This is a genomic window from Paraburkholderia sp. BGA-UO-ETr-F21 (genome assembly GCF_059567925.1).
In genome coordinates, this window is record NZ_JCAQOY010000029.1 from 569,634 (window position 1) to 590,384 (window position 20,751).

At 62.8% G+C, this 20,751-nt stretch carries 15 protein-coding genes and 2 pseudogenes; 9 read left to right on the forward strand and 8 right to left on the reverse strand.

Going from position 1 to position 20,751, the window contains the following annotated elements; genetic code table 11:
• Window positions 1–107: 107 nt before the first annotated feature.
• The gene (locus AC57B1_RS18985) at window positions 108–1,319 is read right to left on the reverse strand and encodes an acyltransferase family protein (RefSeq protein ID WP_496418282.1); all 1,212 of its coding nucleotides are present in this window, start codon (window positions 1,317–1,319) and stop codon (window positions 108–110) included.
• Window positions 1,320–1,562: 243 nt separating this feature from the next.
• Here AC57B1_RS18985 and AC57B1_RS18990 point away from each other — a divergent pair, with 243 nt between their 5' ends.
• Both AC57B1_RS18990 and galU read left to right on the forward strand, forming a co-directional pair.
• Window positions 1,563–1,706, forward strand: coding sequence for a hypothetical protein (locus AC57B1_RS18990; RefSeq protein ID WP_007181947.1), 144 nt, complete (start codon window positions 1,563–1,565; stop codon window positions 1,704–1,706).
• A gap of 300 nt (window positions 1,707–2,006) precedes the next feature.
• A complete protein-coding gene (galU, locus tag AC57B1_RS18995; RefSeq protein WP_091794260.1) occupies window positions 2,007–2,924 on the forward strand; it encodes a UTP--glucose-1-phosphate uridylyltransferase GalU in 918 nt (305 codons plus the stop codon).
• A gap of 213 nt (window positions 2,925–3,137) precedes the next feature.
• Here the strand turns inward: galU and AC57B1_RS19000 are convergent, their stop codons facing one another.
• The 3 genes and pseudogenes from AC57B1_RS19000 to AC57B1_RS19010 form a co-directional block, all read right to left on the reverse strand.
• A complete protein-coding gene (locus AC57B1_RS19000) occupies window positions 3,138–5,312 on the reverse strand; it encodes a malate synthase G (RefSeq protein ID WP_496418283.1) in 2,175 nt (724 codons plus the stop codon).
• A gap of 107 nt (window positions 5,313–5,419) precedes the next feature.
• A complete protein-coding gene (locus AC57B1_RS19005) occupies window positions 5,420–5,824 on the reverse strand; it encodes a heme-binding protein (protein WP_091794256.1) in 405 nt (134 codons plus the stop codon).
• Window positions 5,825–5,843: 19 nt separating this feature from the next.
• A pseudogene (locus AC57B1_RS19010) lies at window positions 5,844–6,695 on the reverse strand (heterodisulfide reductase-related iron-sulfur binding cluster); the annotation flags it as partial.
• Between the two features lie 107 nt (window positions 6,696–6,802).
• Here AC57B1_RS19010 and AC57B1_RS19015 point away from each other — a divergent pair.
• Window positions 6,803–7,678, forward strand: coding sequence for an MOSC domain-containing protein (locus AC57B1_RS19015; RefSeq protein WP_496418284.1), 876 nt, complete (start codon window positions 6,803–6,805; stop codon window positions 7,676–7,678).
• 130 nt (window positions 7,679–7,808) lie between these two features.
• Here AC57B1_RS19015 and AC57B1_RS19020 read toward each other — a convergent pair whose 3' ends face one another.
• The 3 genes from AC57B1_RS19020 to AC57B1_RS19030 form a co-directional block, all read right to left on the reverse strand.
• Window positions 7,809–8,189, reverse strand: coding sequence for a response regulator (locus tag AC57B1_RS19020; RefSeq protein WP_408303497.1), 381 nt, complete (start codon window positions 8,187–8,189; stop codon window positions 7,809–7,811).
• A gap of 255 nt (window positions 8,190–8,444) precedes the next feature.
• Window positions 8,445–9,260 (reverse strand): uroporphyrinogen-III C-methyltransferase, encoded by an 816-nt coding sequence (gene cobA, locus AC57B1_RS19025; RefSeq protein ID WP_496418285.1) that lies wholly within the window; start codon window positions 9,258–9,260, stop codon window positions 8,445–8,447.
• A 226-nt stretch (window positions 9,261–9,486) separates the two neighbouring features.
• Window positions 9,487–9,972: a hypothetical protein gene (locus tag AC57B1_RS19030; protein ID WP_496418286.1), complete on the reverse strand. Its 486-nt coding sequence runs from the start codon at window positions 9,970–9,972 to the stop codon at window positions 9,487–9,489.
• On the opposite strand from AC57B1_RS19030, the gene nirB reads away from it, so the two are divergent.
• The 6 genes from nirB to AC57B1_RS19060 all read left to right on the forward strand — a co-directional run bounded on the left by nirB (window position 9,949) and on the right by AC57B1_RS19060 (window position 20,009).
• Window positions 9,949–12,489: a nitrite reductase large subunit NirB gene (nirB, locus tag AC57B1_RS19035; protein ID WP_496418287.1), complete on the forward strand. Its 2,541-nt coding sequence runs from the start codon at window positions 9,949–9,951 to the stop codon at window positions 12,487–12,489. The genes AC57B1_RS19030 and nirB overlap by 24 nt on opposite strands.
• 32 nt (window positions 12,490–12,521) lie before the next feature.
• The gene (nirD, locus tag AC57B1_RS19040) at window positions 12,522–12,875 is read left to right on the forward strand and encodes a nitrite reductase small subunit NirD (RefSeq protein WP_091794244.1); all 354 of its coding nucleotides are present in this window, start codon (window positions 12,522–12,524) and stop codon (window positions 12,873–12,875) included.
• Window positions 12,876–12,917: 42 nt separating this feature from the next.
• Complete coding sequence (locus AC57B1_RS19045; protein ID WP_496418288.1) at window positions 12,918–17,123, forward strand: bifunctional nitrate reductase/sulfite reductase flavoprotein subunit alpha; 4,206 nt, start codon at window positions 12,918–12,920, stop codon at window positions 17,121–17,123.
• Between the two features lie 200 nt (window positions 17,124–17,323).
• A complete protein-coding gene (locus tag AC57B1_RS19050; protein WP_091794240.1) occupies window positions 17,324–18,691 on the forward strand; it encodes an MFS transporter in 1,368 nt (455 codons plus the stop codon).
• Between the two features lie 94 nt (window positions 18,692–18,785).
• On the forward strand, window positions 18,786–19,460 hold the full coding sequence (locus AC57B1_RS19055) for a type IV pili methyl-accepting chemotaxis transducer N-terminal domain-containing protein (RefSeq protein ID WP_496418289.1): 675 nt from the start codon (window positions 18,786–18,788) through the stop codon (window positions 19,458–19,460).
• Window positions 19,461–19,520: 60 nt separating this feature from the next.
• Window positions 19,521–20,009, forward strand: coding sequence for an MgtC/SapB family protein (locus tag AC57B1_RS19060; protein ID WP_496418290.1), 489 nt, complete (start codon window positions 19,521–19,523; stop codon window positions 20,007–20,009).
• 55 nt (window positions 20,010–20,064) lie between these two features.
• Here AC57B1_RS19060 and AC57B1_RS19065 read toward each other — a convergent pair.
• Window positions 20,065–20,724, reverse strand: a pseudogene (locus AC57B1_RS19065) (porin); the annotation flags it as partial.
• Window positions 20,725–20,751 lie beyond the last annotated feature (27 nt).

Consider the following 20,751-nt stretch of genomic DNA (forward strand, 5'->3'; position numbering starts at 1 on the left):
ACGCGGGGTAGGCAGGGGCTCGGCCAGTCCCTGCCGTTTGCGCAGCGGAGCGAAAGTCCAAGGACCTTCGCTCCGTTTTTTTTATCGCGCGGGCTGGTTGCTCTCGTTCAGGCCTGTTTTAGCGCCGCTTTCGGCTTGAAACTGGCCGACCACTTCATGGCCGGCAGCTCGACCAGCCGGTAGAACACGTAAGCGGCAGGCACAGCCACCAGCATATAGGCGAACGACGGCCAGATCGACATTTGCAGCGACGAGCGGAACAGCAGCGACGACAGCAGCACGAAGATCGGCAGATGGATCAGATACAGCGAGAAGCTGAAATCGCCGAACCGCGATAGCAGGCGCATGCCGGCTCCGGGGCTGCGGTCCGCGTTGCCGCGGTCGAGCGCCTTGTACAGGTAGAACGCGAAGCCGATCGCCCACAACTGGAATGCACCGTACTGACCGAAATGGAACGCCGCGCAACCGAGCGCGACGAATCCGGCGGCGAGCGCGTAGAGCCACACCGGCGAGCGGGCATGCGGCGCGCTGCGCGCTCGGGCGTCGGCGATCCATGCGCCGAGCGTCCATGAAAACCAATAGGACGTGAAGAACTGAATGTCGTGACGCTCCAGCATGTAGGCGGACACCACGTTGATCACCGCGACGATCGCCAGCACGGAGGTCATGCCGATGCGCCGGCGCAGCGCGAACAGCAGCGGATAGATCGCGTAGAACTGCACTTCGAGCGATAGCGTCCAGAGCGCGCCGTTCGAGCCGAATGTGTGACCGGCCACGCCCTGCAGCGAGAACAGGTTGACGAGGAAGGCCTGCAGGCCGATCTCGCGGATCTTGTGACTGACGGGCGGCAGTTGCAGGCTGAACCAGTCGAGCGCGAAGGTCAGCACGAGCGCCGCGAGCAGCACGGGATAAATGCGCGCGAAGCGGCGCACCCAGAAATTGCCCGTATCGAGCCGGTAGTCCGGATTTCCGGCGAGCCGCAGCGCGCCGCCGCGGTGAATGCAATAGCCGCTAATCACGAAGAAAATCGGCACCCCCGCCGAGCCCCACGCAATCGGAAAGGTCAGATACGCGGCGATCGCGTTCAAACTGAAGGCGTGGCCCACGCTCTGGTGAAACGCCTGCATGCCCACCCATTCGACCTGGCGGCAATGAAAATAGGCCACCAGCAAGGCGGCGAAGCCCCGCATGGCGTCGATGACATGCTCCTTGCCCGCGCTGTTCGCGCGTGCTTCGCTGTGAGTGCGCGACGCGGCGCTCGTGCGGGGCGGGGAGAGGGGCAGGGATGAGCCGGCGGCATCCAGTGCAGAGTCTCTCATGCGCGGTCCTTATTCTGACGGAGGAAAAAGCGGGTTCGCGCGGACGGCGTACGCGTCCACGGTGCATGACATGCTAGTGCACGGCGCAGGCAAAAAATCGATAAAAAAATTGCGCGCTGAATTGAATTAGACGGCAATTTTGTGACGAATTGTAATTGCATATATCCGGATGTAGCGGCGAATTATTTACCGCTTTTGTCGTGCTAATTTGAGTGACGGATTCTCTTGACCCGAGGTGAAGTCATGAACCTGCATTTACTCGCCGGCATTGCCGTGCTGCTGATCCTTGTCGCCGCCTCCGCCTATCGGGAGGCGCTGCGCAACGAGCCGATCCGCCGTTTTCGCATGAATCCGGGCAAGCTGCCCCAGCTCGACGACAACGAATAACGCGGCTCGCGAGGCGTCTGGCGGGCGCGAACGGCCCATATGCCGGCGCGCCTCACGCGCCCGTAGGCCAGTTGTCAGGATATGTAGAAATTTCTGAATCTGCGAAAAATAAATCGATTTTCCATATGTAATTGTTGCTTATCGCCACGCTGCATATCGAAATTGAATGGCTTTATTTATTCTGATTGAGGAAATTTCACGTGGGCACTGACGTCATTTTTTGCTAGCCTTTCCGGCGAAATCGATTGGCCGCCTGGCCCGCGAACACACTAATTTCTAACCGATGTGGGAATGCCTACCATGCTGAAAGTCACCAAAGCCGTGTTTCCCGTAGCGGGCCTCGGGACACGATTCCTGCCGGCTACCAAGGCAAGTCCTAAGGAAATGCTGCCGATCGTCGACAAGCCGCTGATTCAATACGCGGTCGAAGAAGCGATTGCCGCCGGCATCACCGAGATGATCTTCGTGACGGGCCGCAGCAAGCGCGCCATCGAAGATCATTTCGACAAGTCTTACGAGATCGAGGCAGAACTCGAGGCGCGTAACAAGCAGAAGCTGCTCGACCTGGTGCGCAGCATCAAGCCGGCCAATGTCGACTGTTTCTATGTGCGTCAAGCCGAAGCGCTCGGTCTTGGCCACGCGGTGCTGTGCGCCGAAAAACTGGTGGGCGACAGCCCGTTCGCGGTGATTCTGGCCGACGACCTGCTGCACAGCTCGAAGCCGGTGATGAGCCAACTGGTCGATACCTTCAATCACTATCACAGCTCGGTGATCGGCGTCGAAACCATCGCGCGTGAAGACAGCCGCTCGTACGGCGTGGTGGATGGCCGCGAGTGGGAAGACAACGTGATCAAGCTGTCGGGCATCGTCGAGAAGCCGGCGCCGGACAAGGCGCCGTCGAATCTCGGCGTGGTGGGCCGTTATGTGCTGATGCCCACCATCTTCAAACATATTCGCGCGTTGAAGCCGGGTGCGGGCGGTGAGCTGCAATTGACCGATGCAGTGCAATCGCTGCTGACCGAAGAGCAGGTGCTGGCTTATCGCTATTTCGGCACGCGTTTTGATTGCGGCAGCAAGCTTGGGTATCTGAAAGCGACGGTGGAATTCGCGCTGCGTCATCCGGAAGTGAAGGCGGAATTCGAGGCTTATTTGCAGGCGTATATGCAGACCAACATGCAGGACGGTGTGCCGGCGCAATATACGGCGGAAGCGGCTTGATCCACTTTGAAGGCCGCCACGGCTAGCGCAGGCGGCTGATGCGCGCCGCGCTCGTTCGAGAGCGCCATGCGCTCGCGAAACTCCCGCGAAACTCATCACGCAGAAGCAACGCGCAGCAGTATCGCGCACATTAAAACGGGCGCCGCTAACCACGCGGCGCCCGTCTTTCTTTCAGCCGGCCCACGCTTCACGCGCGGCCCGGCAAGCCAGTCCTCAGGCTTCTTTCTTCACTTTCAGCCGGAACTTGTGCAGCAACGGTTCCGTGTAGCCGCTCGGCTGCTGGCGTCCTTCGAACACCAGCGCTTGCGCGGCCTTGAAAGCGATCGTGTCGAAGCCCGGCGCCATCGGCTTGTAGTGCGGGTCGCCCGCGTTCTGCTCGTCGACCACTTTCGCCATGCGCTTGAATGTCTCTTCAACCAGATCGCGCTTCACCACGCCGTGATACAGCCAGTTGGCGATATGCTGGCTGGAAATACGCAGCGTGGCACGGTCTTCCATCAGGCCGACGTTGTGAATGTCGGGCACCTTCGAGCAGCCCACGCCCTGATCGATCCAGCGCACCACATAGCCGAGAATGCCCTGTGCGTTGTTGTCGATCTCGCTGCGGATCTCGTCGTCGCTCCACTTTGCCTCGGCCACGACCGGAATCGTCAGCAAGCCGTCGAGCAGTTCGTCGCGCACCTTCGCGTAGTCCGTGCGTTCCAGTTCCTGCTGCACCGCTTGTACGTCGATCTGGTGGTAATGCAACGCGTGCAGCGTCGCGGCGGTCGGCGAGGGCACCCATGCGGTGTTCGCGCCGGCCTTCGGGTGCGCGATTTTCTGTTCGAGCATGGCGTGCATCAGATCAGGCATCGCCCACATGCCCTTGCCGATCTGCGAGCGGCCGCGCAGGCCCGCGCTCAAACCGACCAGCACGTTGCTGCGCTCGTAAGCGGCGATCCAGGCGCTCGACTTCATGTCGCCCTTGCGCAGCATCGGACCGGCTTCCATGGCCGTGTGCATCTCGTCGCCGGTACGGTCGAGGAAACCCGTGTTGATGAACGCGACACGCTCCGACGCTTCGGCGATACAGGCGAGCAGGTTCACGCTGGTGCGGCGCTCCTCGTCCATGATGCCCATCTTGATCGTGTTGCGCGGCAGCTTCAGCAGGTCTTCCACGCGCGCGAACAACTCGCTCGCGAAGGCGACTTCGGCCGGGCCGTGCATCTTCGGCTTGACGATATAGATCGAGCCGGTGCGCGAATTCAGCTTGTGCTTGCGGTCGTGCAACGCGCACAGTGAGGTGATCACGGCGTCGAGAATGCCTTCCGGAATCTCGTGGCCGTCTTTCGTCAGCACCGCCGGATTGGTCATCAAATGACCGACGTTGCGGATGAACAGCAACGAGCGGCCATGCAGCACGACCGGCGCCGTGCCATTCGCGGCGGTGTAGACGCGGTCGGCGTTCAGCCGGCGCGTGAAGGTCTTGCCGTTTTTCGTGACCTCTTCGGCCAGATCGCCGTTCATCAGGCCGAGCCAGTTGCGGTAGAGCTGGACCTTGTCGTCCGCATCCACGGCCGCGACCGAGTCTTCACAGTCGATGATCGTGCTCACCGCCGCTTCGACTACCACGTCTTTCACATGCGCCGAATCGGTCTTGCCGATCGAGTCGTTCGCATCGATCTGGATTTCGAAGTGCAGGCCGTTGTGCTTGAGCAGCACTGCGGACGGCGCGCTTTCTTCACCCTGATAGCCGATGAATTGCGCCGGCGTCTTCAGTTCGCTCTTGCCGTTCTTCAGCGTGACGATCAGCTTGCCGCCTTCCACGCCATAGTGGGTCGCGTCGGCATGCGAGCCGTTCGCGAGCGGTGCGGCCTGATCGAGAAACTTGCGCGCATAGGCGATCACCGCGGCGCCGCGCACAGGGTTGAAGGCCTTCTGCTTGTCGGCGCCGTTGTTCTCGGGAATCGCGTCGGTGCCGTACAGCGCGTCGTACAGGCTGCCCCAGCGCGCGTTCGCCGCGTTCAGCGCATAGCGCTGGTTCGACAGCGGCACCACCAGTTGCGGGCCGGCCTGTTCGGCGATTTCGGTGTCCACGTGGTCGGTCGTGGCTTTGACGCCGGCAGGCACGGGCACGATATAGCCAATGCCCTCCAGAAACGCGCGGTACGCACGCAGATCGCGCACCGGACCCGGATTGGCGCGATGCCAGTTGTCCAGCTCGGTTTGCAAGCGGTCGCGCTCGGCGAGCAACGCACGGTTTTTGGGCGTCAGCTCATGCACGAGGGCGTCGAAGCCCAACCAGAATTCAGCGCTGTCGATTCCGGTGCCGGGCAGGGCTTCGGTTTCGACGAACTGGTCGAGGTTGGCGGCGACTTGCAGTCCGCCGCGCGGGTTCATCTGAGTCATCGACTGCTCCATCTATCTGAATGGGGCCGATGAGGGGGCATCGGCCCGCGTTGTGCAACGGTTTAGCTTCTTTTGGTGATCGCCGCCGCTTCGAGCGGCAGGCGAATTTAAGCGGCGATAGCCTGAATCCCGGCCTTGGCGATCTGCGCGTCCTGATCCGACTTGACGCCGGACACGCCGACCGCGCCGACCACCTGGCCGTCGACGATCACCGGCACGCCGCCTTCCAGCGTGCCTTGCAGCGGCGCGCTCAGGAATGCGGTGCGGCCGTTGTTGATCATGTCTTCATATACCTTGGTTTCGCGCCGTCCGATCGCCGAAGTGCGGGCCTTTTCGGTCGCGATATACGAGCTGGCCGGCGCGCTGCCGTCGAGGCGCAGCATTCCGAGCGGATGGCCGCCGTCGTCCACCACCACGATGGCGACGGCCCACTTGTTCTGCTCGGCTTCCGCGCGGGCGGCTTCGAGAATGCGGGTCGTTTCGGCAAGGGTCAGCACAGGTTTGCTCAGCATAATGAATTTCCTGGTTCGTTTATGGTAAGGATGCTTCTACAAGTTCTATCCAGTGGCGCACCGGCGTGCGCCCGGCGCCGTCCAGATGCATCTGGCAGCCGATATTGGCCGTGACGATCAGCTCCGGCTTGCCGCTTTCCAGCGCGTCGAGCCGGTTTTTGCCTAGCCTTTGCGTAACCTTTGCGCAAGCTCGGGCTGGGTAATCGAATACGTGCCTGCCGAGCCGCAGCACAGATGGCCGTCGGGCACGGCGGTGAGATCGAAGCCGAGTTGTTGCAGGATCGACTCGACCGCGCCGCCCAGCTTCTGAGCATGCTGCAACGTGCAGGGGCAGTGAAACGCGATTCTTTGCTGAGTCTGCCCTGGCAAGCTTGCTTGCAGCTGACCGAGCGGCCGCGTTGGTGTTCGGTGACAGCGCGGGTTGCACGCAGCCTTCCAGCATCAGCATTGTGCGCGGATGCCGCGGCGCCGGCCTTGGGTTTGTCCCAGCATTTGGCCGAACGCTTTGCCTCGCGATTTTACGTCCAAGCGCGGCCGGAAGAAACGGCCGCGTCGCGCGGCCGGTCTTCAGGAGCGCGCCGAATACCACGGAATGCGGGATCGCGCGGCGCAAACCCTCGCGCAGCAAGCGTTCCGGCAAGGGCCGCTCGATGCGCCGCTCCAGCTCGGCACGGCCGATATCGAGCAGCGCATGACAGGTGATACCGGACGGGCAGGTGGTTTCACAATTGCGGCAGCTCAGGCACCGGTCGAAGTGCAATTGGATTTTCTGCGTGACCGGCTCTTCCTCCAGCATCTGCTTGATCAGATAGATGCGCCCGCGCGGGCCGTCGAGTTCGTTGCCGAGCAGTTGATAGATCGAACAGGAAGAGCAGCGGCTCGTGCGGGCGACATTACGGCTGGAAGGATGGGAGTAGAGGGCTTTACAATCGCGACTTAAACACAACAATTCGCACGCTCCCCACGTGCCCCCACTCCATGGCGACCATCAGCGAGCTTTTTGTCTATCCGATCAAATCCTGCGCGGGCATTGCGTTGCATGAGGCGCGTCTGTTCGCCACCGGCCTCGAATACGACCGCTGCTGGATGGTCACCGACCCGGCCGGCGCCATGCTCACGCAGCGCGCGTATCCGCGCATGGCGCTGATTCAGGTCGAAATCGGCGCCGAAGATCTCGTGATTCGCGCGCCGGGCATGAGCGAATTGCGCACGCCGCTGGACAGCGCGCGGCTCGACGCGCCGAGCGCGGTGCAGACGCAGGTCTGGCGCGATGCCGCTTATGGACTCGACACCGGCGCGGCAAGCGCGGAATGGTTCTCGGCGTTTCTCGGCGTGCCCGCGCGCCTGCTGCGCTTCGATCCCGAGCGGGAGCGCATTGTCGATCCGGACTATACGGATAGCGTGGGCGGCGCAACCACGCACTTTGCCGATGGTTTTCCGCTGCTGGTGATCGGTCAGGCGTCGCTCGACGATCTGAACACGCGGCTGAGCGGCAAGGGCGCACCGGCGATTCCGATCAACCGGTTCCGCCCCAATGTCGTGCTGACGGGGCTCGACGCGTACGAAGAGGATTACGTGGAGACGCTGAGCATCGACGGGGAGGCGGGTGAGAACGTGCAATTGCAACTGGTGAAGCCGTGCTCGCGCTGCCCGATGCCCACCATCGACCAGGCCAAAGGCGCGCCCGATCCGGACTGGCCGAACGAGCCGACCGACACGATGAGTGTCTATCGCGCGAATCCGCAGCGAAACGGGGCGATTACGTTCGGAAACAATGCACTTGTCGCACGCGGGGCTGGGCAGCGGCTGCGCGTGGGGCAGTCGGTGGACGCGGAACTGGGTTTCGGCGACTGACGGCGTTGGGTGGCCAGTGCGTCGGCCAGGTCGGCAGGGTCGGCAACCTCGGCAAACGCGGGAAGAGGCCGGTCAAAATGTCCAGCGCAACGTTGCCGGCGCAACGAGGCACAAGCCGCCGGTCTCGGACTTAATGGCGGATCCGCCCGTTCAACGCGGCAAGAATGACCGGCATGGGCACCGGTTTGACGAAGTGATGATTGAAGCCCGAACGCAGCGACTCGCTCTTTTCCTCGTCGCGCTCGAGCCCGGTAACCGCCACCAGCATGGGCGCGGGCACGTCGCCCACGTAGCGGATTCGCCGCGCGACCGCGCGACCGTCCAGGCGCGGCATTTCGACGTCCAGCAACGCGGCCTCCGGATGCCAGGCGCAGTATTGCGCCAGTGCGTCGAGGCCGTTGCGCGCGGTCCTGATGTCGAAACCATGTGCGCTGAAAAAGAGTACGTAAGCGGCCAGCAGATTCGCGTCGTCGTCTGCGATCAGAAGGCGTGTGGCTCGTTGATGGCCCATCCGATTTTCCCCAGTGTGTGTTCTGTGTGTCCGTCTATTCCTTTCCGTCCATTCTTGTTAGTGAGCAATTTGAAGTCCTGAGAGAATTCATCTTCAGGAGAGTCTGTTTTCAGGCCGCATGGAGACAGTTTTCACAGAACCGCGTTTTATAGCGAAGGTCGCCCGGCGCGAATCTACAACCTGCGCAGCCATACTGCCGTACTGAGCACTCTTTCCGACCGCAGTTATTTCGGTAATCTCTGCGCCTGAGCGCTTTTACGCCGCCTGTGCAACGAACTCTCGCCCGATCAGCTTGTCGATCTGCATGACCACTGTTTCATCGCGCCGTGCCTGATCCGCAGCCCGCGCGCACTCGACGCTCTCGCCGATCGCGCTGCCCACCAGAATCACCGCCGGACTACCGAAACTCGCGCTCGTCGCATCGGCGGCGAGGCGATCGAGACGGCTCACGAGGCGCCGCTCATTGCTGCCCCCCGCCCACTGAACGACGGCTGCCGGGGTGTCGGCCGGCAGGCTCGCGAGCAACGCGGTCGCGATGCTCTCGATGCGCCGCATCCCCATATAGATTGCTAATGTGGTGTGGGTCGCCGCCAATGCAGCCCAGTCCGGCTCGCCGTGATCCTCCGTATGCGCGGTGATGAAAGTAACGCCGTGGCAGTGGCGGCGATGCGTGAGCGAAATGCCTAGTCCCGCGGCGGCCGCGAACCCCGACGAGATGCCGTTGACGATCTCGACCGAAATGTCGGCGTCGCGCAGCGCCGCAAGTTCTTCACCAGCCCGTCCGAATAGCAGCGCTTCGCCGCCCTTGACCCGCACCACATGCAAGCCCTTGAGCGCGTAGCGCCGCATCAGGCGTTCGATAAACGCTTGCGGCGTGGAGCGGCAGCCGCCTCGCTTGCCGACGCGAATCACCCGCGCCTGCGGCGCCAGCGTCACGATCTCCGGATTCGCGAGGTCGTCCAGCAGCACGACGTCGGCCGCCGCCAACGCTTTTGCGGCTTTCAGCGTGAGCAGATCGAGGTCGCCCGGGCCTGCGCTCAATAAGGTGACCTTGCCGGTGTTCGTGTTCATCGCGGTGTCCTTCGCTTGTGGGTCGGCTAACGGCAGTTGAATTGCCGGAGCCAAATAAAAAACGGCGTCCGCTCGTGTTGGTCACGAGGGGACGCCGTTGTCCGTTTGCTGCCTGGTGTATCGGTATTCGACTTCGAGTGGGACGAATCACAACATTGTGCTTCGTCCGATATTCGTTCGTACTGCAGGTCATGGCGGCTGCGTTGCCACGTCGACCTGTTCACTCTTACGCAAAGATCACGCCATACAGCGCGACGGTGCGTTCAATGCCTTGCCGGGTCTCGGCTTCCACCGAAAGAACTGGCGTCGACGCACCGCATGCGTGCCCCGATTGCGCACGTACACAGTGCTGCGTCGCACCATGCGTGTGCTTCGCTGCATCGAAACGCGTCGCGCGCCGGGGGCGCCGCACGCGCGTGCCATTTGCCTCGAAGCCCCGCGCCACGGCGTCTTTCGGGCCATTCCGTGCAATTGGCACAGGCCTTGCATTAAGGCTTGCCATCGGATCAACGTGGATCCGCTGCGAGTGCAACACAAAGTATTCGCCGCAGTACAGGTCAGGACAACGGCGTCCCCCGAACTCAGTCATCGACTGGGTTCGCGGGACGCCGTTTTTATTTCCGGAATCGCTTTCGCCACCTGCCGCCCGACGGCGCTCGCAACCAGCCACATTGAGGAAACCGCGGTCATGAAAATCATCGTTATCGGTCACGGGATGGTCGGCCACAAACTGGTCGAGTGCCTTGCACAAGACGCCGCACATGGCCTCGACATCACGGTGCTGAGCGAAGAATCGCGGCCGGCCTACGACCGCGTGCACCTGTCCGAGTTCTTCTCGGGCAAGTCGGCGGACGACCTGTCGCTGGTCGAGCCGGGTTTCTTCGAGCGGCAAAACGTGTTGCTCAAGTTAAACGCAAAGGCCGTGACGATCGATCGCGACGCGCGCACCGTGAAAGTATCGACGGGTGAAACGCTGCCTTATGACAAGCTCGTGTTCGCCACCGGCTCCTATCCGTTCGTGCCGCCCGTGCAGGGCCGTGAACGCGCGGATTGCTTCGTGTACCGAACTATCGACGACCTCGAAGCGATGCGCGAATGCGGTGCGCGCTCGAAGACGGGCACGGTGGTTGGCGGCGGACTGCTCGGTCTCGAATGCGCAAAGGCGCTGCGCGACATGGGCCTGCAAACGCACGTGGTCGAATTCGCGCCGCGTCTGATGGCCGTGCAGGTGGACGATGGCGGCGGCCGCGTGCTGCGCACCAAGATCGAGGAACTGGGCGTGACGGTGCACACGCAAAAGAACACCACGGCGATCGTGGACGGCGAGGCCGGCACGCACCGCATGCAATTCGCGGACGGCAGCCACCTCGACACCGACATGATCGTGTTCTCGGCGGGCATTCGTCCGCGTGACGATCTGGCGCGCGAGAGCGGTCTGACACTCGGCCCGCGCGGCGGTATCGTGATCGATGACGCCTGCCGCACGAGCGATCCGCACATCTATGCGATCGGCGAATGCGCGCTATGGAACGGCCAGTTGTTCGGCCTCGTGGCGCCGGGTTATGAAATGGCCCGCGCGGTGGCGAAGCAATTGCACGGTGGCACGGCCGAATTCGCCGGCGCCGACATGAGCACCAAGCTCAAGCTGATGGGTGTGGACGTGGCAAGCATCGGCGACGCGCACGGCAATACGCCGGGCAGCCGCGCCTACCAGTTCAGCGACGAACGCAAGCAGGTCTACAAGAAGCTGGTGGTGTCGGAGTGCGGCAAGTACCTGCTGGGCGGCGTGATGGTGGGCGACGCCGGCGAATACGGCACGCTGCTGCAGATGATGTTGAACCGCATCGAGCTGCCGGCGTCGCCCGAATTCCTGATCCTGCCGCAGGCGGACGGCAACGCGAAGCCCGCGCTCGGCGTGGAGGCGTTGCCCGCGGGCGCGCAGATCTGCTCGTGCAACAACGTCTCGAAGGGCGAGCTATGCGCCGCGGTCTGCGCGGGCGCGACGGACATCGGCGCACTCAAATGCGCCACCAGCGCCGGCACGTCGTGCGGTGGCTGCGTGCCGCTCGTCACGCAGGTGATGAAAGCCGAGATGAAGAAGCAGGGTCTCGCGGTCAACAATCACGTCTGCGAACACTTTCCGTATTCGCGCCAGGAGCTGTATCACATCGTGCGGGTGGAAGGCGTGCGCAGCTTCGGCGAACTGCTCGCGAAGCACGGTCATGGTCTCGGCTGCGATATCTGCAAGCCAGTGGTGGCGAGCGTTCTCGCGTCGTGCTGGAACGAGTTCGTGCTGAAGAAGGAGCACGCGTCGTTGCAGGACACCAACGACTACTACCTCGCCAACATTCAACGCGACGGCACCTATTCGGTCGTGCCGCGCATGGCCGGCGGTGAAGTGACCCCCGACGGTTTGATCGCGGTCGGGCAGGTGGCGAAGAAATACGGCCTCTATACGAAGATCACCGGCGGTCAGCGCGTCGATCTGTTCGGCGCGCGCGTCGAACAATTGCCGCTCATCTGGGAAGAGCTGATCGCCGCCGGTTTCGAATCGGGCCACGCCTACGGCAAGTCGCTGCGCACCGTGAAGTCGTGCGTCGGCTCGACGTGGTGCCGTTATGGCGTAGGCGATTCGGTGGGCCTCGCGGTCGAGATTGAGAACCGCTACAAGGGCCTGCGCACGCCGCACAAGATCAAGTTCGGCGTGTCGGGCTGCACGCGCGAGTGCGCGGAAGCACAGGGCAAGGATGTCGGCATCATCGCGACCGAGAAGGGGTGGAATCTCTACGTGTGCGGCAACGGTGGCATGAAACCGCGTCACGCCGAGCTGCTCGCTTCGGACCTCGATAAAGACACGCTGGTGCGCTACATCGACCGCTTCCTGATGTTTTACGTGCGCACCGCCGACCGTCTGCAACGCACCAGCGTGTGGCGCGACAACCTCGAAGGCGGCCTTGAGTATCTGATCGACGTGGTTGTCAACGATCGCCTCGGCGTGGCCGACGAACTCGAGTCGGAAATGCAGCACGTGGTCGACACCTACGAGTGCGAATGGAAGAAGGCTGTCACCGATCCCGAAACGCGCAAGCGCTTCCGTCATTTCGTCAACAGCGGCGAATCCGACAGCAACGTTGCTTTCGTCGAGGAACGCGGCCAGATCCGGCCGGCCACGCCCGCGGAGCGCCACGCGAAGCTCGCCGCGATTCCCGTCGTCGTCGAAACCGTCTGATTGATTTGCACCATTCACCGAGGACTTCCGTCATGAACAACGATCGCCTGCCACGCGCCTGGACACCGGTTTGCCCGCTCGACGACATCGTGCCCAACACGGGCGTTTGCGCGCTTGTCAACGGCGAGCAGGTCGCGGTTTTTCACGTTGACAACGGTGACGCCGACGCCACCGTGTTCGCGATCGACAACTTCGACCCCGGCTCGCAGGCGGCGGTGCTGTCGCGCGGGCTGATCGGCAGCCTCGGCGAGCGCATCGTGGTCGCTTCGCCGATCTACAAGCATCACTTCGACCTGCGGACCGGCGAGTGCCTGGAAACACCAGCGTATTCCGTCGGCGCGTTCGCCGCGCGAGTCGAAAACGGCCAGGTGTGGGTCGCCGTTTGAGCCACGGATTGTCTGAAACCTTTTCGAGTGATCTTGCCCGCCATGTCCTCCACTAACGTGAAAACCGTGTGCCCTTACTGTGGCGTTGGCTGCGGCATGGTGCTGCATGTCGAGGACGGCCAGGTCGTGAAGATCTCCGGCGACAAGGAGCATCCGGCCAACTTCGGCCGGCTGTGCACGAAGGGGCAATCGGCGCACGTTGCGTTGCGCAAGTCCGGGCGTCTTGAAGATGCGTTCGTGCGCCATGCGCGTGGCCAGGACCCGGCGCCGCTGCCCATGGCGCAGGCGATCAGCACCACCGCGGCGCGTTTGCGCGGCCTGCTCGACGAACATGGACCGGATGCGCTGTCGTTTTACGTGTCCGGTCAGATGTCGATCGAGGCGCAGTACCTCGTCAACAAGCTCGCCAAAGGCTTCGTCGGCACCAACAACATCGAATCGAATTCGCGCCTGTGCATGGCGAGCGCGGGCAGCGGCTACAAACTGTCGCTCGGTGCGGACGGCCCGCCGGGATCGTACGAAGACATCGATCATGCCGACCTGTTCTTCGTGATCGGCGCGAATATGGCCGACTGTCACCCGATTCTGTTCCTGCGCATGCTGGATCGCGTGAAGGCCGGCGCCAAACTGATCGTCGTCGATCCACGCCGCAACACGACGGCGGAGAAGGCCGATCTTTTTATGCAGATCAAGCCGGGCACCGATCTGGCGTTGCTCAACGGCTTGCTGCATCTGCTGCACGAAAACGGCCATACGGATGCCGCTTTCATCGCCGACGCTACCGAGGGGTGGGACGCGATGCCTGCGTTTCTCGCCGACTACACACCGGAGAAGGTCGCGCAGATCACCGGCATCGCACTCGACGATCTGCGTGCGGCCGCGCAGATGATCGGCACCGCGAGCGAGTGGATCAGCTGCTGGACCATGGGCCTGAATCAGAGTACGCACGGCACGTGGCACACCAACGCGATCTGCAATCTGCATCTGGCAACGGGCAAGATTTGCCGCCGCGGCAGCGGACCGTTTTCGTTGACTGGCCAGCCCAATGCGATGGGCGGCCGCGAAATGGGCTACATGGGACCGGGATTGCCGGGCCAGCGTTCGGTGCTAGTCGAAGAAGACCGCGCGTTTATCGAAGACCTGTGGCGCATTCCGAAGGGCACGCTCAAACCGGAAGTGGGCAACGGCACGATCGACATGTTCACACGCATGGCGGCGGGCGAGATCAAGGCGTGCTGGATCATCTGCACGAACCCGGTGGCGAGCGTGGCGAATCGTCAGAACGCAATCGACGGCTTGCGCGCGGCGCAACTCGTGATCGCGCAAGACGCTTTCCTCGACACGGAGACCAACCGATACGCCGACGTGCTATTGCCCGGCGCGCTGTGGGCCGAAGCCGAAGGCGTGATGATCAACTCCGAGCGCAATGTCACGCTGATGCAAAAAGGGATCGAGCCGCCGGGCGCTGCGCTGCCGGACTGGCAGATCATCGCGCGCATTGCCTGCGAAATGGGTTACGCGGAGGCTTTCACTTACGCGAGCGCCGAGGAAGTTTTCGCGGAAATCACCCGCGCGTCGAATCCCAAAACCGGCTATGACCTGCGCGGCGCGAGCCATCGTCGTTTGAAAGAAACGCCGTTGCAATGGCCGCTTGCATCGGACGATTGCGCCGAGCGCAATCCGGTTCGCTACCTCAACAACGGAGTGAGCCAGACACTCAAGGAACTGCCGGACGGCAGCCGTCCGCGGCTCGTCTTTCCGACCGCGAGCGGCAAGGCAATGTTTTTCGCGCGCGCTTACGCGGCGCCGGCCGAATTGCCGGATCGTGAGTTTCCGATCGTGCTGAATACCGGCCGCTTGCAGCATCAATGGCACACGATGACCAAGACCGGCAAGGTCGCGATGCTCAACAAGCTGAACCCCGGTCCGTTCGTCGAAATTCATCCGGAAGATGCCGCCACGCTCGGCATCAAGGCAAAAGACCCGGTGGAGATTCGCTCGCGCCGCGGCCGCGCGGTGTTGCCGGCTGTCGTGACCGAGCGCGTGAGCGCGGGCAACTGCTTTGCGCCGATGCACTGGAACGATGTATTCGGCGACGACCTGTGCATCAACGCCGTAACGAGCGATGCGATCGACCCGGTCTCGCAGCAGCCCGAACTCAAGTTTTGTGCGGTCGCGTTGAGCCCGGTGGTGGCCGACAGCACGGAGCCGCTTCTGAATGACGACGATACGGTGCTCGCCGAGGCATCCGTTGCCGTAGCCGTGAGCGCGGCGCAGGAGAACACCGTATCGGCAAGCGCCGAGGATCTGGATATGCCCCGTATCAATGCACTCACCGGCCTGTTGCAGTTGCCGGCGACGCTCGCACCTTCGTTCAACGATCAGCAGCGGGTCTATCTGGCCGGCTTCGTTGGCGGCCTGCGTTCAGCGGAAGCGCAGGGCGTCGACAGCGTGCCGGTTCTGCCCGGCAACGCTCCGTTCGATACCACGAGCCGCCTGTATGTGGACGGCTTGCTAGCCGGTCTCTATAGCCGCAGTGCGACGATTGCCGCCGCTCCGCTTGCGGCCTCGCATGCGCAGGCATCGCAAGCATCGCAAGTATCGGGCGTGCGCATTGTGCGCGCGCGTCCCAAGGTCACCTTGCTGTGGGCCTCGCAAACCGGCAACACCGAGTCGCTGACCGAAGGCTATGCAACTCGTTTGATGGAGTCGGGCTTCGAAATCCGCACATCGTGCATGGCGGACTATCCGGCCTCAATGCTTGCCAAGGCGCAATACGTGCTGTTGATGACAAGCACTTTCGGCGACGGCGATCCGCCCGACAACGCGCAAAGTTTCTGGACGCAATTGAACGGCGAGGGCGCGCCTCGGCTCGACGGCGTGCGCTTCGCGGTGCTCGCGCTCGGTGACCGCAACTACGACCAGTTTTGCGGACATGGCCGCCGGCTCGACCAGCGGCTCGCCGAGCAAGGCGCGCTGCGGCTGATGGACCGCGTCGATTGCGACAGCGAGTATCAGGAGAGCGCGGATGCGTGGCTCGATCGCATCATCGTGCGCATCAAGGAAGAGGATGCCGCGCTGTACGCGGTACCGCCCGGCGGCATGGTCAACGCGGTGGTGCCGGGCACGGTGCCGAGCAAGACGCGGCCCGCCGCATCGCGGCTCGTGAGCAATCTGCGCCTGAACAAGCAGGGCGCGGCGAAAGACACGCGTTACTTCTCGCTGCACACGGGCGACTCGGGACTCGAATACGAAGCAGGAGATGCGCTTGGCGTGTGGCCAAGCAACTGTCCCGAACTGGTCGACGAATTGATCGGGCTGAGCGGTTTGAGCGCGGATGCCGCCGTGAATGTGGCGGGCGCGGGCGAAATGCGTCTCGCCGATGCACTCGCCAGGCACTACGAGATCGCGCGACCGAATTCGGATCTGCTCGCGTTTGTCGCCGCACGCAGCAATAACGGCGCGCTACGCGATCTGCTGGCGCCCGAGCGCAAGGCCGACCTCAAACAGTGGTTATGGGGCCAGCAGATCGCCGACGTGCTGCACGAATTTCCGGTGCGCCTCACGGCAACCGAATTGACCGGCATGCTCAAGCGTCTGCAACCGCGTCTTTACTCGATCGCCTCGAGCCCGAAGGCACATGCCGGCGAAGTTCATCTGACGGTTGCCGCCGTGCGCTATAGCAACGGACGCCGTCATCGCAAAGGCGTGTCGTCTACTTTTCTCGCCGATCGCGCGGGCGATGTCAACGTTCCCGTGTTCGTGCAGAAGTCCGCACACTTTCGTCCTCCTCATGGTTCAGAAACGCCGATGATCATGGTCGGACCCGGTACCGGCGTTGCACCGTTTCGCGGCTTCTTGCACGAGCGGCGGGCACGTGGCGACACGGGACGCAACTGGCTGTTCTTTGGCGAGCAGCATGCCGCTTCCGATTTCTACTACCGCGACGAACTTGAATCGATGCGCGACAGCGGCGTGCTGACCCGTCTCGACGTCGCGTTCTCGCGCGATCAGGCGGACAAGGTCTACGTGCAGGACCGCATGCGCGAGCAAGGTGCGCAATTGTGGGCATGGCTCGAAGACGGTGCGCATTTCTACGTGTGCGGCGACGCCAACCGGATGGCGAAAGACGTCGATGCGGCGCTCAAGGAAGTGGTCGCGCGGCATGGCGGCATGAGCGATGAGAAAGCGCTCGACTACGTGAGCCGCCTCGCGCAGGAAAAACGCTACGCACGCGACGTTTATTGATAGCCGCACGCGTTCCAGAGCGACGAGTGCGTTCACCGTTTCAAGGTTTCAACGAGTACGCAGGGAAGTTTTAAAAGACGGAGCCGGATGGCATGGAGGTTGCATGTTTATGCCGGTTTTCAACATCGTGATCATTCCGGTGCGTGGCGCGTGGCGCAATCTGCCGGATAGTCGAAAAATCAGTTTTGTGAGGATATCTGATGAAAAACGTGATGAGCTCCCTAAAGAGTGGGGACTGGCGCGCGCTGGTGGCGTGTTTCCTCTATTTCGACACCGGCTTTACCGTCTGGGTCCTGTATGGACCGCTCGCGCCGTTCATCAGCAAGAGCATTGCGATGACGCCCGCGCAACAGGGACTGCTGGTCGCGGTGCCGGTGCTGTCGGCCGCAATTCTGCGGGTCACGCTGGGTAACCTGTATCAATCCGCCCATGGCAAGCGCATTGCGTTGATGGGCGTGCTGTTGTCGGCGGTGCCGACCATCGTATTGCCGTTGATGCCGTCCGTGCCGTCATACACGGTGCTGCTGGTGCTCGGCGTCTTCCTCGGCGTCGGCGGTGCAAGTTTCGCCGTGGCGCTGCCGATGGCCGGCAGCAACTATCCGCCGAAGGTGCAAGGTCTCGTGCTCGGCCTCGCCGCGGCCGGCAATATCGGCGCGGTGCTCGACGGCTTCCTGTTCCCGCAGCTGGCCACGCATTACGGCTGGCAGATGGCCGCCGGCGGCGCACTGCCGTTGCTCGCGATCGCGGCGATCACGCTCTATTTCTGGGCCAATGATTCGGGCGTGAAATCGGGCAGCGTGCTGCGCGCATTCGGCAGCTTCGCGGTGACGCTCGCCGGATTGATCGTGCTGGTGCTGCTGGTCGAAGCCGGCATGTTCGGCTCCGGCAAGACCGGTGTGCTGCTGTTGCCGGTGATCGGCGCATTGCTGGCCATCGCGGTGCTGCCCAAGCGCTATCGCGCGGTGCTGGCCGAGCGTGACACGTGGGCGATCATGCTGGTGTACAGCATTACGTTCGGCGGTTTCGTCGGCATGTCCTCATATGTTTCGCTGCTGCTGACCAACCTCTATCAGCTCTCGAAGATCGACGCGGGTCTCTTCATGGCTTTGCTCGCCGCGACCGGCGCGATGGTGCGCCCGCTCGGCGGCCTGATCGCCGACAAGGTGTCCGGCGTGCGCGCGCTGACCTTCCTGCTCGCGATCATCTCGTTGTGCGACTTCGTGTTCGCCGCTGCCATGCCTTCGATGGCGGGCGGCATCACACTGCTGTTGTGCCTGTATGTGGCCTTTGGCCTCGGCAATGGTGCAACCTTCCAGCTGGTGCCGCATCGTTGGGCCGGCCGTACGGGTCTGATGTCGGGCATTGTCGGCGCGGCAGGCGGCATCGGCGGATTCTATCTGCCGGTCGTCATGGGTATCGCCAAGGAAAGCACGGGCAGCTACCAGATGGGCTTTGCGACGTTCGGCGCGCTGGCGGCATGCGCGTTCCTCGCGATCGTCGCGCTGCGCCGTCCGTGGATGGCGTGGTCGATGCACTCCGGTGTGATGCACGCGCACGCAACGGAGTAACCGGGTCCATGCTCTCAACCCGGGCTGCGCATCGATGCGCAGCCCCGGGGACCGTGTCGCGCGACGGGGCCGATCACCATCATAAGAAGTTGACATGAGCATCACGACAGAACGGGTTCACGCACAAACGTCCGACATAGACGTCTCCAGCGAGGTGTTGAGCTCGTTGATCAATCTCGCGGGGCGTCAACGGATGCTCTCGCAGCGCATCGTGTTGAAAGCGATGCTGGCGTTCCAGCAGTTCGACGGCGCGCTGGCGATCGCGCGCGAAACGTTAAACACCTTTGCCGACAGTCATACGGCGCTGACGCAAGGCCGCGACGGCTTGCCCGGCCTGTTTTCTCCGGCGCTGCGCGAAGCGTTTCACGGCAGCGGGAAAGTGGCCGCGAAGATCGCGGACTTTATCGCGCTGGCTTCGGCTGCATTAGAGGCGATCGGGCGCGCGTCACCGCGCGCTGACGGTGCGCTGACGGCGTTGGTCGACTCTGTCGATCCGTTGCTGACACAACTGCACGGTGTCACCGCCGTCTACGAGCAGGAAAGCCGGCGCATAGCGCGCTTGCAGAAGAAGGAGCAGCAGCAACTGATCGAGCGGATCAAGGGGATCGCGAAAGAAGCGCACATCGTCTCGTTCAACGGACAGATCGTGGCGAGCCGCGCGCAAGTGACCGGCCGCGAGTTCGCCGTGGTGGCCGGCGTAATGACGACGATCACAAAAGAGCTGGAAGCCGTGGTGAACGCATTCGTGAAGAAGACGTCGACGGGGTGAGGTACGCAAAGCGGCGGTATTGCCGTATGCTTGGCGTTTTCTTGTCGTCAGGTAAATGTAATGAGTAACGGGTGGCACGTGGTGTGGGCGACCGCCCAGGCAGAATTTTCCGATCTCGGCAGGGTGGCCGACGTCACCCAGGTGCTGATGCGCCTCGGGCTCGCATTGATACTCGGCGGCATATTGGGTTTCGAGCGTGAGTTGTCGCGGCGCGATGCCGGCATGCGTACGCATATGATGGTGGCGGTGGGCGCGGCCTTGTTCGTGGTCGTGCCGTTGCAGGCCGGATTTTCGCAGGACAACATGAGCCGGGTGTTGCAAGGACTCGTGTCGGGTATCGGCTTTCTGGGCGCGGGCGCCATCATCAAGCTCAGCGCCGAGCGCGAGGTGCGCGGCCTGACGACGGCGGCGAGCCTGTGGCTGAGCGCGGGTGTTGGCGTGGCGTCTGGGCTCGGGCGCGAAGCCACGGCGATTCTCAGCGTGGCCATCGCGCTCGCCATTCTGTCGAGTGCGCGGCTGTTCAAGGGCCGCGAGCAGGAGGAGAAGTAGATCTGAGAGGGTGTTTTCGATCCTACGACGATGCGGACGCGAAGCCCCCACTGCTTTAAAACTTATGCCGCAGCGCGACCCGAACAGCGACCTGCGTACTCGTCGACGACGGCGCCTGCACGCCAGGAATGAACGCGTTGTCGAGAATCGAGTGAGTCGAATCGCCCGCTACCTTCTGGTACTCGCCCTGCACATAAACGTCGGTGCGCGTCGACAGGTTGTAATCCGCCATCAACCCCACCGAGTGGATCTTCGGCTTCACACTGCCTGACGACGCGTCGTAGTTCTCCATCGTGTACACATACTGGGCGCCGACAAAGAACGCCGGCGTGAACTGGTATTTGCCGTTCACCTCGAAGTTCTGATACTTCAGCGTATTCAACGTCACGCCCGGCGCGGCCAGCGGAATGCCGATATAGCCGTTGCCGGTCGGATTCTTGTAGTTCGAGTTGGTGTACGCAAAACCTGCCGTCGCCGAGCCGAACGTGTAGTTGATGCCGCCGCCGAACACCCGCATGCGTCCGGCGATAAAGCTCGCGTCGTTGGCGGTGATCGCGCCGGTGGAGCGCACGCCCGGATTGTCCGCCTGCATGTAGGCAGCGGCCACCAGCAGGCCGCCGTTCGCGTACTGGCCACCGAAGCTGTACGCGCGGTTGTTCGCGAAGCTGGTGTCATTGCTGAAGCTGTACACGCCGCCGAACTGGAAGCCCGCGATCTCCTCGGGGTTCGCACTAGCGCAGGC